Here is a 12,988-nt window from a genome sequence, read left to right on the forward strand (position 1 = left end):
CCAGCGGTTTCAGACGACGTTACATTTTGAGCATACCAAACCTGCCGCCTCTTACCACGTCATATTGTTACCGGTTTGTGCAAAATCGTCAGACGCCATAAGTTTCGCGATATTGGGCAACGCTCCTTGCATGAGTGTCAAAACCGGCGTTGCTCTGGAGGAAGTCGAGTATCTGGTCGAGTTGGATGATGCTGATAACCGGAATAGAAAATTCGGATTCCACCTCCTGAATGGCCGAGAGTTCACCGCGCCCACGTTCCTGTCGGTCAAGGGCGACCAGCACCCCGGCGGGTTCCGCCCCGGCGCTTTTTATCAGGTCGATAGATTCACGGATAGCGGTACCGGCGGTAATGACGTCGTCAACAATCAGGACCTTGCCTGCCAAGGGTGCACCTACTATGTTGCCGCCCTCACCATGGTCTTTTTTCTCTTTACGGTTGAAGGCGTAAGGGCGGTTTTCGCCTTCTGCAGCAAGGGCCATAGCGGTAGCGGTGGCCAGCGGAATGCCCTTATAGGCAGGCCCGAAAATAATGTCATAATTCAGGCCGCTGCGTTTCAACGCAGCAGCGTAGGCTTTGCTGAGTTGCAGGAGATCATCGCCGGTGTTAAACAGGCCCGCATTGAAAAAGTAGGGGCTGGTGCGGCCGGATTTCAGAGAGAACTCTCCAAAACGGAGTACGTTCCGGGCAATGGCAAATCTAATAAAATCGTGCTGATAGTCGTGCATGGCAAGGCTTCTGGCGAGTGTGGTTCTTTTATTAACGTGTAAAACCGGTATCATACACACAAAGCGAATCAGGGAACACGTATGCGGGTAGTTTCGATCAGCGTTAATGGTCTGGCCCAGGCCATTGACAAGGGCTTTTTTGACTGGCTGGCCAAGCAGGATGCAGACGTTGTTTGCGTCCAGGATCACCGCATGCGCGCCTATGAAGTTGAAGATCTCGGTCTCATTCCTGAAGGATATGAGGCCTATTTCATTGATGGCGAGCACAATGAAGATGGGGGTGTCGGAATTTACACCCGCCATTTTCCCAAGGCGATCATGTATGGCTTTGCCAACGAACAGGCTGACCGGGAGGGCCGTTTTATTCAGGCCGATTTTGACAAGGTCAGCGTCGCCTGCGTACTGGCCCCCTGTGCTTTGGGCCGGGAAGATGAACTGCTTGGTGAAGATGACCTCACCGTACTGGATCACAAGGATGATTTTATGGAGGCCTTCGGTCTTCATATGCAGAAGACCTTGCGTAAGCGCCGTCAGTTTATTTTTTGCGCGAACCTTCAGGCGGCACACCATGTGACCGATGCCAGCTCCCGCTATCACAAGCTGGATATATCTGGATTTTTGCCCCACGAACGGGCATGGCTGGACCGGCTATTCGAGGAAATGGGCTGTATTGATGCATTCCGCGAAATTAACAAGCAAAGTAATCAGTATAGCTGGTGGCCGGAGTGGGCAGAGGGCTGGCGCCGTCATGCGGGTATTCGTACCGACTATCAGCTGGTTACTCCAGGGATCCGGAAAACGGTATCAGACGGGTGGATTGACAGCAGTACGCGTTTTTCTGATCACGCCCCTGTCATCATGGATTACGACATCGAAATCGGCTTTTAATCACAGCGAATCAGTGTCCCCGGGGTCGTTATCAACCCCGGCGCGACTCTTGATTTTACTGGTTAGACAACGCAGCGTTCTGAATCTCAAACAATCGATTAATCCCGCTTTTGGCCAGCGCTAGCATGTTGTCCAGTTCGCTCTGCACGAACGGGGCGCCCTCAGCAGTGCCCTGAATCTCGATGAAGCCGCCCTTGTCGGTCATGATCACATTCATGTCAGTTTCGGCTTCGGAATCTTCCGGGTAGTCCAGATCAACCACTGGCGTACCTTTATAGACACCCACGGATACTGCCGCGACCATCTGTACCAGCGGTGTCTGACTGAGGCGTCCGCTTGCCACCAGAGTGTTCAGTGCATCTACAAGCGCGACGCAACCGCCGGTTATGGCCGCCGTGCGGGTGCCTCCATCCGCCTGTATCACATCGCAGTCGATTGTTATGGAGTGTTCGCCAAGCCGGGACAGGTCGACGGCTGCCCGCAGAGAGCGGCCGATCAGACGCTGGATTTCAACGGTGCGGCCACCTTGTTTGCCGCGCGCGGCTTCCCGACCCATCCGGCTGCCCGTGGATCGGGGCAGCATGCCATACTCGGCGGTAATCCAGCCTTTGCCTTCGCCACGAAGAAATGGCGGTACTTTGTTCTCTACCGAGGCGGTACAGATCACCCGGGTGTCACCGAACTCGACCAACACTGAGCCTTCGGCATGGCGAGTAAAGTGACGGGTGATCCTGATGTCTCTGGGTTGTTCCGGAGCTCTTCCGCTAGGACGCATAGTGTTTCCTGAAGTTGTTCATGAATGATCGGGCCGCTTCGCTGCAGGAGCGGGATATAATGGCGGCCCTGAGTGGCGCGAAGTATATCACGGTCGGACCAGCCTTGTGGCCAAGGTCGCTGGGCGCGCGCCAGCCTGTTAAACTGGGGCACTGAACGCCACATTTTGATGGAGTCGTTATGATCAGAAGCATGACCGCCTTTGCACGCCAGGATACCCAGGGCGACTGGGGCACGCTGACCTGCGAGATCCGAACGGTCAATCATCGTTACCTTGAGCCGTCCTTCCGGTTGCCGGAGGTGCTTAGGGAGCTTGAGAACAGCTTCCGCGAACAGCTTCGGTCGCGGCTCAAGCGGGGCAAGGTTGATGTGGGTATGCGCTTGCAGTTGGCAGAGTCGTCTGGTCAGGGACTGCAGGTTAATGATGAGCTCGCAGAGGCGCTCAACAACGCGGCCAATCACGTCAACCGGATTCTCGATAACCCGGCCCATATCAATGCAATTGATATCCTGCGATGGCCTGGCGTGCTGGAAACCACTGAACGCGACCTTCAGCCGATCAAGTCCGTTGCTGCTGAATTGTTCGAGCGTACCGTTGACGAGCTGGTCGTCGTCCGGGAGCGGGAGGGTGATCGTTTAAGGCCACTGTTCGATCACCGTCTGGCCACCATGAGTGAACACCTAGCCACCGTGCGTAATCTGATGCCGGAACTGCTGGCGTCGCAGGAGCATAACCTTCGTGAGCGGTTCAGGGTGGCAAAGGTAGAGCTCGACGCCGACCGGGTCGCTCAGGAAATGGTTATGGTCGCCCAGAAATCGGATGTTACCGAAGAGCTCGACAGGCTCGATGCCCATATTAGTGAAGTAACCGGTACGCTCGACAGCGGCGATGCTATCGGTCGCCGACTCGATTTCCTGATGCAGGAACTGAATCGTGAAGCCAATACCCTTAGCAGTAAATCCATCGATGCCCGTGTTACCCGTATCGCCGTTGATCTCAAGGTTCTGATTGAGCAAATGCGTGAGCAGGTGCAGAACCTCGAGTAAACCATCAGCATTAACTGAATTATCTATCCAGTCCCGGAGTAGTGGAAGCAATGAACCAGGCCGTGGAAAAAGGCACGTTGTACGTCATTTCAGCTCCTTCGGGTGCCGGTAAAACCAGTCTGGTGGGTGCCATGCTGCAACAGGACCCACTGTTGGGCGTCTCCATATCCCATACGACCCGTGGTATTCGTCCCGGCGAGCAGGACGGTACCAATTATCACTTTGTCGACCGTCCGGTATTCGAAGCCATGATCGAACGGGGAGAATTCCTCGAGCACGCCGATGTGTTCGGCAATTACTACGGTACTTCCCAGGTCTGGGTGGCTGAGACTCTGGCATCCGGGCGCGACGTTATTCTCGAAATAGACTGGCAGGGGGCGGGTCAGGTGCGACGACTGATGCCTGGGTGCGTCAGTATTTTTATTGTTCCCCCGTCAGCAGCCGTTTTGCGAGCGCGGCTTACCGGTCGGGGCACCGATGCGCCGGAGGTTGTCGAGCGACGTCTGAAAGAAGCGCGGGAAGAATGCAGCCATGCTCTGGAGTTTGATTATCTGGTGGTGAATGACGACTTCGGAACGGCGCTTGCGGATCTGCTGTCTGTTGTGTCGGCCCAGCGCCTTCGGGTCGAAGCTCAGGAGACTCGTTATGCGGCGTTACTCGGAGATCTGGTGGCCGGCAATGGGTTTTAGTTGCGGCTTTGGTTGAGGGATTGAATGTATACAAATTGATCGCCGGCGATTACACTACGCGGTCTACTTCAAGCTGCATTCAGAAGCGCATCTGAAGAAGCGCTTCTTAAAAAATTACTGCGAAAGCATTTTCAAGAAATCACTGTCGGGGAATAGTATGGCACGAGTAACCGTTGAAGATTGTCTGGAACACGTTGATAACCGTTTCCAGTTGGTGATGTTGGCAACCAAACGTGCCCGTCAGATTGCAACCAAAGGTTTCGAGCCGATGGTCCCTGAAGCAAATGACAAGCCGACAGTTATCGCCCTGCGTGAAATTGCAGCGGGTCTGGTCAGTCGCGATCTGTTAAAGGTAGAAGACGACGAATAAATAAACTTGGTCAATGCCGCTATGCGGCATTGAATTCTGCCCTGACGGTTTTATAGTAGTAGAGAAGGCAGGGGTTTAGCCCGTCTTCAAGGGCATCGCGGAAGGACCCGAATGTACGCATTCGGGTTTTTTTGTCTGATCTATTTCTATCTGTCGGTGGGGGCGAGGTGTCAGTAGAGGCTACGGTAGAGGGGCTGGCTAGTCAGCTGAGTCAATATCTGGACGTTGAGCGTATCAATCAGGTGCGCAGGGCCTACTATTACGCAGAACAAGCCCATGAAGGCCAAAAGCGTCGTAGTGGCGAAGCCTACATTACCCACCCACTTGCCGTCGCCCATATCCTGGCCGACCTTCGGCTTGATCATCAGAGCCTGATGGCAGCCATGCTGCACGACGTTATAGAAGACACCGGCATCCCCAAAGATGCCCTGTCTGAGCAGTTCGGCGAGCCTGTTGCCGAGTTGGTGGACGGGGTCAGCAAACTGACCCAGATTGAATTCCGCACACGCGCCGAGGCTCAAGCCGAAAATTTTCAGAAAATGACCCTGGCCATGGCGAGGGATATCCGGGTCATCCTGGTGAAACTGGCGGATCGGCTGCATAACATGCGCACGCTGGGGCCGTTGCCCTACGAAAAGCGCCAGCGCATTGCCAACGAAACCCTGGATATTTACGCCCCCATTGCTAATCGACTTGGCATGCACAGTGTTTGCACCGAGCTTGAAGATCTCGGTTTTGCCTCGCTCTATCCCATGCGCTCCCGCTATATCTCCAAGGCCGTCAGCAAGCTCAGGGGCAGCCACCATGAGATCATCGAAGAGATCCGCGGTCGCCTGGAAGAAAAGCTGACTGAGCGGGGTCTGCCCGGTCGGATTCTGGGGCGCGAAAAGCATTTGAACAGCATCTACAACAAGATGAAGTTCAAACACAAATCGTTCCATGAAATTATGGACGTCTACGCCTTCCGGATCGTCACTGATACCGAAGACGACTGTTACCGCATCCTGGGCGCCGTCCACAGTCTCTACAAGCCATTGCCAGGGCGGTTCAAAGACTACATTGCAATGCCGAAAGCTAACGGCTACCAGTCGATCCACACCACATTGTTCGGCATGCACGTCAATATTGAGATCCAGATCCGAACTGAAGAAATGGAGCAAATCGCGAATAATGGTATCGCGGCGCATTGGATGTACAAGAACGACCAGTCCGAGGTTTCCGTCGTTAACCAGAAACGCGTTGATCATTGGGTGAAAGGTTTGATGGAAATGCGTGAACGGGCGGACGACTCGCTGGAATTTATCGAGCATGTCAAAGACGATCTGTTCCCGGATGAAATCTACGTTTTCACACCAAAGGGCAAGATTCTGGAGCTCCCCGGTGGCGCGACGCCGGTGGATTTTGCCTATGCCATCCACACCGATATCGGCAACGCCTGCGTGGCGTGTCGGGTAAACCGGAACCTGTCTTCTCTTAGTCAGCCCCTCCAAAGTGGACAGACGGTTGAAATTATCACAGCGCCCGGCGCACGCCCCAATCCAGCCTGGCTGAGTTTCGTGATTACCGGCAAAGCCCGCAGCAGTATTCGCCATGTGTTGAAGTTCCAGAAGAAAGCCGAGTCACTGGAGTTGGGTAAAACCCTGCTGAAAAAGTCTCTTAATGGGTTCGATCAGAAACTGTCGGGTATCAGTGAAGGCCAGATCAAAGCCGTGGTCTTACACAATCAGGTCGGCAGTTTTGAGGACCTGCTTTGCGAGATTGGGCTGGGAAATCGAATGGCTTATCTGGTGGCGCGCCAATTGTTGAGCGGCGCAGGTAGTGAACAGAAGGACGATGGCGCGGACCTGAATCAGCCCGGCAGGAAGCATGCGGGCAGCCCGGTAACGATTCGGGGGACCGAGGGGTTACTGGTTCGTTTCGCTAATTGTTGTAAGCCGATTCCCGGCGATCCGGTGGTCGGCGTGATGGATTCCGGTAAAGGCATGCTGATTCATAGTGATACTTGCACGCGACTGCCGGATGCAGGCGAAGCCAGAGAGCGTCTTACTCATCTCAAATGGGCCAAGGACATCACTGATGAGTTTTCAGTGGAGCTTCGGGTGGAACTGGAGCGCCAGCGCGGCGTCATTGCAGAGGTGGCAAATGCGGTTGCGGTAGCGGACGGCAACATCGAACGGATCAATGTCGAAGAGCAGAACGCGCGGCTGAGTATCGTCAGCCTGGTGGTTCACGTGAACGGCCGCCGGCATCTTGCACGGGTAATGCGGCGAGTGCGTAACATTAAAGCAGTGACCCACATCAGTCGGGTTCGCTATTAACGGGGGTTGACAGTCCTGCAGGGCAGGGGAGAGGATTGCGTTTTTCCGTTTCTAACCAGTCAAGATAAGGACTCTGACGTCATGACCAACAAATCAGTGATTCAGACTGAAAACGCCCCACAGGCGATAGGCACTTATTCTCAGGCGGTCAAGGCCGGAGACACCGTTTACTTGTCCGGCCAGATTCCCTTGGTGCCGGAAACCATGGAGCTTGTAGCTGGTGACTTCGCTGCCAATACCCGGCAGGTATTTGAAAATCTGAAGGCCGTATGCGAGGCAGCGGGTGGCCGTCTGCAGGATATTGTAAAGCTCAATATCTATATGACGGACCTGAGCAACTTCGCCACGGTCAATGAGATCATGGCGACTTACTTCCAGGAGCCGTATCCGGCCAGAGCCGCCGTTGAAGTCTCAGCTTTGCCAAAAGGTGTACCGGTGGAAATGGAAGCCGTCATGGTGCTGAGTTAGGTTATCTGCTCAATCATTTCACTGTATCCCGTCCGGTAATCCGGATAGCGGAATGAAAAGCCGGAATCCAGCAACCGCTGGTTTCGGCAGCGTTTGCTTCCTGCCCGGCCGCCAGCTCGTGCTCCTGATTTGGGTTGGGCGCAGTGAGTCTGGTTTTGTACCCATGCGACGACTTCGGCCAGCCTAGCTGGTTCACAATCGCTGGCAATGTAATGCTCCGCCAGTGCTTCCCCTCGCAATGACGCCTGCATCAGATGAACTACTGCATTGGCGGCATCGACTTCATGAATCCGGTTAGTGTAAGGCGCTGGATTTAAAGGATTCATTTCGCCCCGTCTTACCGCGGCGAGAAAACGGTGCCTTGAGGGGCCGTAAATTCCGCTGAACCTGATAATCGTGGCAGGTATGCCACAGTTCAGAGCCACGGATTCGCCCTCAAGAATTCGCTGGCCACTGAATTTTGCCGGCACGGTGGGGCTGTTTTCGTCTACCCAACCGTCGTCGTCCTGATGATAGACACTGGTACTGCTGATAAATATCACGCGGGAAAGGTTCTCACTGCCGAGCACAGCAAGCAGGTTTTTCAGTCCGGTCACATACGCAGCCTGGTAACCCGCGTCATCGTAACTGGACGGCGTCAGGCAGTAAATCAGGGCATCCACGTTCGCTGGTATGGCTGAGGCGAGTTCGGCAGGCTCCAGCAGATCAGCACCAATCGGCAAAACCGGTGCCTTGATAGCATCTGCATTGCGTCGTAATCCGTAGACTTCTGCGTTTTCACACAGTGTGTGCGCGATCACACCACCCAGTGAGCCGCATCCAGCGACCAGAATACAGGGTCGGTTTCTGTGTTCTGTGATTGCCATAGTCAATCTCAATCCTTATTCTGTAGATCATAAGTTCGGACACTGAACGGAGCTGCTCATGACCCTTACCGAATTACGATACATCGTTACCCTGGCCCGCGAGAAACATTTTGGCAGGGCAGCCGAGCGGTGTCATGTCAGCCAGCCTACCCTGAGTGTGGCGGTTAAAAAGCTCGAAGACGAGCTCGGAATTCCGTTGTTCGAGCGTAGCAAAAGTAGTATACGGGTGACTGAGACCGGACAACGAATAATTGACCAGGCCCAAAGGGTGCTCGATCAGGTGGGTGTAATCAAGGATATGGCCCAGGACGGCAAGAACCAGCTCAACTCGCCGTTAAAAGTGGGCGCGATCTATACCATCGGGCCTTACCTGTTCCCGCATTTGCTTCCGGAATTGCGCCGTGGCGCACCGGATATGCCCTTGTTTATTGAAGAGAATTACACAGCTAATCTGCGCCAGAAGCTACGTCAGTCAGAGCTGGACGCGATTATTATAGCGTTACCCTTTACAGAGCCTGAAGTCGTCACGCTACCGCTTTATGACGAGCCGTTCGTGGTGCTGCTGCCGGCGAAACACCACCTTGCCAGCAAAGACGCGTTAACAGCCGAGGAGCTGGCCCAGGAGCAACTGTTATTGCTCGGCCCTGGTCATTGTTTCAGGGATCAGGTGCTTGAATCATGCCCACCGCTGGTGGCTGCGGTAACTACTCGAGCCACCACTGCAACCTCCGGCCCCTCTCTTGTAACCGAAGGGAGTTCCCTGGAAACGATCCGTCATATGGTGGCTTCTGGGCTGGGGATTACCGTCTTGCCGCTGTCAGCTGCGACCGCGATGCAGTATCACGAGGACGTTCTGGTTGTTCGGCCTTTCGTGGCGCCGGTGCCCTCCCGCACGGTGGCATTGGCGTGGCGTGTTACCTTCCCCCGGCCAAAAGCGATAGACGTGTTGTCTCTGGCCGCAAGCCAGTGCCGCGTCATCGAAAAAGCGAGCAAAGACACACCGCCCACAAAAGATGCATCGCCGACAAAGGTCAGCGCCTGAGCATGCCATGACGTCATTGGACGACCTCCCGGTAACGACTCTCAAAGGCGTCGGGGCCGCTCTGGCAGCGACCCTGGCAAAGCTTGGAATCCGTTCCTTGCAGGATCTGCTGTTCCATCTTCCGCATCGTTATGAAGATCGTACCCGGGTTATTCCGATGGGGAGCCTTCGGGTGGGCGATGTGGGCGTGGTGGAAGGAGAGGTGGTCAAAACAGATCTGGTCATTGGCCGGCGTCGCAGTTTGCAGGTGACACTGAAAGACAGTTCCGGCTTCCTGGTGATGCGGTTTTTTCATTTCAATGCCGCCCAGAAGAGCCAGCTTACAGAAGGCCAGCGGGTGCGTTGCTATGGTGAGGTAAGGCCGGGTCGGGCGGGCTACGAGTTTTACCACCCGGAATACCAGGTTAACCCGCCCCCGATGCCTGCCCAAGACCAAGCTACGCTGACCCCTGTCTATCCGTTAACTGAGGGTATTCAGCAGCCCAGGGTTCGCGGGCTGTGTCAGCAGGCGCTTGGCTATCTGAAGCGCTATCCGATCCGTGACTGGCTACCTCCAGCTTTGCTGGCGGACTATCAGCTGCCCGGTATTTCTGTAGCGGTTGAACTGGTCCACGCGCCTCCAGCGGATGCCCCGGTCTACTTGTTGATGGAAGGCCGTCATCCAGCGCAGCAACGCCTGGTGATGGAAGAACTGCTCGCGCATCAGCTCAGTTTGTTGCGGGTGAGAGAGCAGATTCAGGCCAGGCATGCTCTGCCATTGTTGCCGAGCGGGGAACTGACTGACCGATTCCGGGATAGCCTGCCCTTCAAACTGACTGGCGCCCAGGAGCAGGTGTGCCGGGAAATTCGTCAGGATCTCAGCCAACCTCTTCCCATGCTGCGCCTGGTGCAGGGTGATGTGGGTTCTGGCAAAACGGTGGTCGCGGCGATGGCAGCTTTGCAGGCGATTGCAGCGGGGACCCAGGTGGCGTTGATGGCGCCGACCGAAATTCTGGCTGAACAGCACTTCACCAATTTCAGGGAATGGCTTGATCCATTGGGTATCAGGCTGGCCTGGTTGTCAGGCAAGATCAAGGGCAAGGCTCGGGCGCTAGTGCTGGAGGACGTTGCGAGCGGTCAGGCCAAGATGATGGTAGGTACCCACGCGCTGTTTCAGAATGACGTACTATTTGACCGGCTGGCGCTCGTTATCGTTGATGAACAGCATCGTTTTGGTGTCCACCAACGACTGGCGCTGAAGGAAAAGGGGGCTGCCGGTGAGCTCGCGCCCCATCAGTTAATCATGACTGCCACCCCGATCCCCCGCACGCTTGCGATGAGCGCCTACGCTGACTTGGATACTTCGGTCATCGATGAGCTCCCCCCGGGGCGCAAGCCGATCGAAACCATAGCCATCCCAGACAGCCGCCGGGACGATATTATCGAACGAGTTCGGGATGCGTGCAGTGCGGGTCGCCAGGCTTATTGGGTGTGTACGCTGATTGAAGAATCCGAGGCACTGCAATGCCAGGCGGCAGAGGTGACCGCTGCAGCGTTGGCTGATCGACTGCCAGAATTGAAAGTGGGGCTGGTCCATGGTCGCCTGAAAGCGACTGAGAAAGTCGACATGATGGACCGGTTCAAAACCGGGAAGCTGGATCTGCTTGTAGCGACCACGGTCATTGAGGTGGGTGTTGATGTTCCGAATGCGTCCCTTATCATTATCGAAAATCCCGAACGCCTTGGTCTTGCGCAGTTGCACCAACTTCGTGGACGGGTGGGGCGGGGTGAGGAGGCCAGCTTCTGCGTACTGATGTATCACCCACCGCTATCCCAGAACGGCAAGGCCCGGTTACAGGCGCTTCGGGAAAGTCAGGATGGCTTCATAATTGCTGAAAAAGATCTCGAGATTCGGGGGCCGGGCGAGGTGCTAGGGACTCGCCAGACCGGTATGATGCAGTTCAGACTGGCTGATTTTGAGCGGGACAAAGGTTGGATTGAAACCGTTCGGGGGATTGCTCCCACGCTTATGAAGGATAGAACAATGGTGGATGCGCTCATCCGTCGTTGGCTGGGGGAACGTATTCGTTACGGTGATGTGTAAAAAGATCACCTGCGCCACGCATGGTGAGCACCCAGCTACAGACCATCAGGGTTTGCTGTTGTTATCGGTGTCCCGTCTGGCCAAGTCGTTGACCTACTGCGTGACACTGGGGTTTCTGGCCAGCGTTGTCTGCTCTAGACTGTAATCAGATATTTATCACGGGTCGGGGGTCCCTCCAGGGATACCGCCGACCTCCACCATAGGGGAATATCATGGAATTACCCGTCTCAGTCCGGCAGTTGCTGGAAGAGACTGTGCCCGGTTGGGCGTTGCGAGAGTCCAGTGACGATGTGAGTGATGTGCTTCGTACGGTGCTTCTCGGCGATGATCAGGGCCAGGTTCAGGTTATTTTCCGGCACCAGGATCTATTCGATATTTCGACCTTTAATGAGCAATTAGGCCGTGATTTCCACATTGTGCCTTTAAAGCACCAGATGCGAGTTTGCGAACGGCTTGGTGTTAAAACTGTGCCAGCTCTGCCGACGCTCACAGGGCTGCCCTGCTATATCGATAAGACGGTGGATAGCTCGTCAGCGGTCTGCGTTTACGTGGATGGACATAGCTCCGAGCGACTGCTGCTGGACGGCAAGGCATTCGGATTGCTCACAGTGGACTCTGATAGGGTTGCCGCCGCGGTGCCAGTGACTGGTATCGGGGTGAACCTGAATCGCCCGGAAGATGATCAGGCCCAGCTACAGTCAGCCCTTAAGCGGTTCACCGGCTTACGAATCCAGCAGCGCCTCGATGACACTCTCGAATTGCCACCATTGCCGGAAACTGCCCAGCGAATTATCCATCTTCGGGTAAACCCGAATGCCGTGATGGGTGATCTGGTCGATGTGGTGGAGAGCGATCCTAGCCTCGCGGCCCAGGTGGTCAGTTGGGCATCTTCTTCATTTTATGCCTCGGCAGCCGAGGTTCGCTCCGTTCACGACGCGGTATCACGGATACTGGGGTTTGATCTGGTGATGAATCTCGCGATGGGCCTGGCCCTTGGCCGTGCCCTGAAACAGCCTAGCGATCAGCCAGCGGGGTACCTCGGCTACTGGCAACAGGCAATCTGGCAAGCGCAATCTGCCGGTACTCTGGCTAGTATGATGCGTCGCGGAGAACGCCCGGCCTATGGCTTGGCCTATCTTGCAGGATTGCTGCACAACTTTGGCTATCTGGTACTGGCCCAGGTTTTTCCGCCGCATTTCAAATTGGCCTGCCGTAGCTGGGAAGTGAATCCCCACCTCGATACTGCGATTGTGGAACATCATCTTCTGGGGGTGACCCGGGAACAGATCGGTGCTCAGTTAATGAGTAACTGGGGCATGCCGGATGAGATCAACACCGCAATTCGCCATCAGAAAGATCTCGATTACGCTGGCACGCATTCTGTCTATCCGAAACTGCTCTGGCTCGGTCGCCAACTACTCACTGCCCGGGGAATTCCGGTTGGGGTCGGAGAAAGCGTGCCTGACTCCGTGTTCGATCAACTGGGCTTGAATCGCAAGATGGTGGAAGAACAATTCGATGAATTGGTGCAGAACAAAGCTAGCATTATGGCGATGGCTGGCATGATGCAATCCTGATTATGGGGATAGGGTGTTGGCTTGAGGCCATAAAAAAGCCGGCCCTGAGGCCGGCAAGCTCACCCGCTTGTTGCAGATCAAAACAACTACTCTGGGTAATGCGTTGAACGCCCCGATCCAGTCAGGCCAACTATTGCTG

General features: G+C 55.3%; 12 protein-coding genes. 9 read left to right on the top strand and 3 right to left on the bottom strand.

Translation table 11 applies throughout. The features are described 5' to 3' along the window. Window positions 1-88 precede the first annotated feature (88 nt). The gene (gene pyrE, locus WEB64_RS13460) at window positions 89-727 is read right to left on the bottom strand and encodes an orotate phosphoribosyltransferase (RefSeq protein ID WP_368060841.1); all 639 of its coding nucleotides are present in this window, start codon (window positions 725-727) and stop codon (window positions 89-91) included. 81 nt (window positions 728-808) lie between these two features. On the opposite strand from pyrE, the gene WEB64_RS13465 reads away from it, so the two are divergent. Further along, entirely contained in the window at window positions 809-1,615 is an 807-nt protein-coding gene (locus WEB64_RS13465; protein ID WP_368060842.1) for an exodeoxyribonuclease III, read from the top strand. A 55-nt stretch (window positions 1,616-1,670) separates the two neighbouring features. On the opposite strand, the gene rph is transcribed toward WEB64_RS13465, so the two are convergent. Beyond that, window positions 1,671-2,390: a ribonuclease PH gene (gene rph / locus WEB64_RS13470; RefSeq protein ID WP_368060843.1), complete on the bottom strand. Its 720-nt coding sequence runs from the start codon at window positions 2,388-2,390 to the stop codon at window positions 1,671-1,673. Between the two features lie 179 nt (window positions 2,391-2,569). On the opposite strand from rph, the gene WEB64_RS13475 reads away from it, so the two are divergent. The 5 genes from WEB64_RS13475 (at window position 2,570) to WEB64_RS13495 (ending at window position 7,281) form a co-directional block, all read left to right on the top strand. Beyond that, window positions 2,570-3,436 carry a YicC/YloC family endoribonuclease gene (locus WEB64_RS13475; protein WP_368060844.1) on the top strand — a complete coding sequence of 289 codons (867 nt, stop codon included), beginning with the start codon at window positions 2,570-2,572 and terminating at the stop codon, window positions 3,434-3,436. A 50-nt stretch (window positions 3,437-3,486) separates the two neighbouring features. Continuing rightward, window positions 3,487-4,125: a guanylate kinase gene (gene gmk, locus WEB64_RS13480; RefSeq protein WP_368060845.1), complete on the top strand. Its 639-nt coding sequence runs from the start codon at window positions 3,487-3,489 to the stop codon at window positions 4,123-4,125. 157 nt (window positions 4,126-4,282) lie between these two features. Further along, complete coding sequence (gene rpoZ, locus WEB64_RS13485) at window positions 4,283-4,495, top strand: DNA-directed RNA polymerase subunit omega (protein ID WP_368060846.1); 213 nt, start codon at window positions 4,283-4,285, stop codon at window positions 4,493-4,495. A 167-nt stretch (window positions 4,496-4,662) separates the two neighbouring features. Beyond that, window positions 4,663-6,813: a bifunctional (p)ppGpp synthetase/guanosine-3',5'-bis(diphosphate) 3'-pyrophosphohydrolase gene (locus WEB64_RS13490; protein ID WP_368060847.1), complete on the top strand. Its 2,151-nt coding sequence runs from the start codon at window positions 4,663-4,665 to the stop codon at window positions 6,811-6,813. 81 nt (window positions 6,814-6,894) lie between these two features. After that, window positions 6,895-7,281, top strand: coding sequence for a RidA family protein (locus tag WEB64_RS13495; protein WP_368060848.1), 387 nt, complete (start codon window positions 6,895-6,897; stop codon window positions 7,279-7,281). On the opposite strand, the gene WEB64_RS13500 is transcribed toward WEB64_RS13495, so the two are convergent. Continuing rightward, complete coding sequence (locus WEB64_RS13500) at window positions 7,278-8,147, bottom strand: NAD-dependent epimerase/dehydratase family protein (RefSeq protein WP_368060849.1); 870 nt, start codon at window positions 8,145-8,147, stop codon at window positions 7,278-7,280. The two genes, WEB64_RS13495 and WEB64_RS13500, sit on opposite strands and share 4 nt — an antisense overlap. Window positions 8,148-8,205: 58 nt before the next feature. Between WEB64_RS13500 and WEB64_RS13505 the strand changes: the two genes are divergently transcribed. From WEB64_RS13505 to WEB64_RS13515, 3 genes are all read left to right on the top strand, one after another. Then, on the top strand, window positions 8,206-9,189 hold the full coding sequence (locus tag WEB64_RS13505; RefSeq protein WP_368060850.1) for a LysR substrate-binding domain-containing protein: 984 nt from the start codon (window positions 8,206-8,208) through the stop codon (window positions 9,187-9,189). Window positions 9,190-9,196: 7 nt separating this feature from the next. After that, a complete protein-coding gene (gene recG / locus WEB64_RS13510) occupies window positions 9,197-11,272 on the top strand; it encodes an ATP-dependent DNA helicase RecG (RefSeq protein ID WP_368060851.1) in 2,076 nt (691 codons plus the stop codon). A 212-nt stretch (window positions 11,273-11,484) separates the two neighbouring features. Continuing rightward, window positions 11,485-12,849, top strand: a complete 1,365-nt coding sequence (locus WEB64_RS13515; protein WP_368060852.1) for an HDOD domain-containing protein — start codon at window positions 11,485-11,487, stop codon at window positions 12,847-12,849. The last annotated feature ends 139 nt before the right edge of the window (window positions 12,850-12,988 follow it).

This window comes from Marinobacter sp. (assembly GCF_040882185.1).
In the GTDB taxonomy this organism is placed as follows: Bacteria; Pseudomonadota; Gammaproteobacteria; order Pseudomonadales; family Oleiphilaceae; genus Marinobacter.

Bases quoted from the DNA above. Each gene is read 5' to 3' on its own strand.
- pyrE (WP_368060841.1), bottom strand. From the start codon at position 727: ATGCACGACTATCAGCACGATTTTATTAGATTTGCCATTGCCCGGAAC.
- WEB64_RS13465 (WP_368060842.1), top strand. From the start codon at position 809: ATGCGGGTAGTTTCGATCAGCGTTAATGGTCTGGCCCAGGCCATTGAC.
- rph (WP_368060843.1), bottom strand. From the start codon at position 2,390: ATGCGTCCTAGCGGAAGAGCTCCGGAACAACCCAGAGACATCAGGATC.
- WEB64_RS13475 (WP_368060844.1), top strand. From the start codon at position 2,570: ATGATCAGAAGCATGACCGCCTTTGCACGCCAGGATACCCAGGGCGAC.
- gmk (WP_368060845.1), top strand. From the start codon at position 3,487: ATGAACCAGGCCGTGGAAAAAGGCACGTTGTACGTCATTTCAGCTCCT.
- rpoZ (WP_368060846.1), top strand. From the start codon at position 4,283: ATGGCACGAGTAACCGTTGAAGATTGTCTGGAACACGTTGATAACCGT.
- WEB64_RS13495 (WP_368060848.1), top strand. From the start codon at position 6,895: ATGACCAACAAATCAGTGATTCAGACTGAAAACGCCCCACAGGCGATA.
- WEB64_RS13500 (WP_368060849.1), bottom strand. From the start codon at position 8,147: ATGGCAATCACAGAACACAGAAACCGACCCTGTATTCTGGTCGCTGGA.
- WEB64_RS13505 (WP_368060850.1), top strand. From the start codon at position 8,206: ATGACCCTTACCGAATTACGATACATCGTTACCCTGGCCCGCGAGAAA.
- recG (WP_368060851.1), top strand. From the start codon at position 9,197: ATGACGTCATTGGACGACCTCCCGGTAACGACTCTCAAAGGCGTCGGG.
- WEB64_RS13515 (WP_368060852.1), top strand. From the start codon at position 11,485: ATGGAATTACCCGTCTCAGTCCGGCAGTTGCTGGAAGAGACTGTGCCC.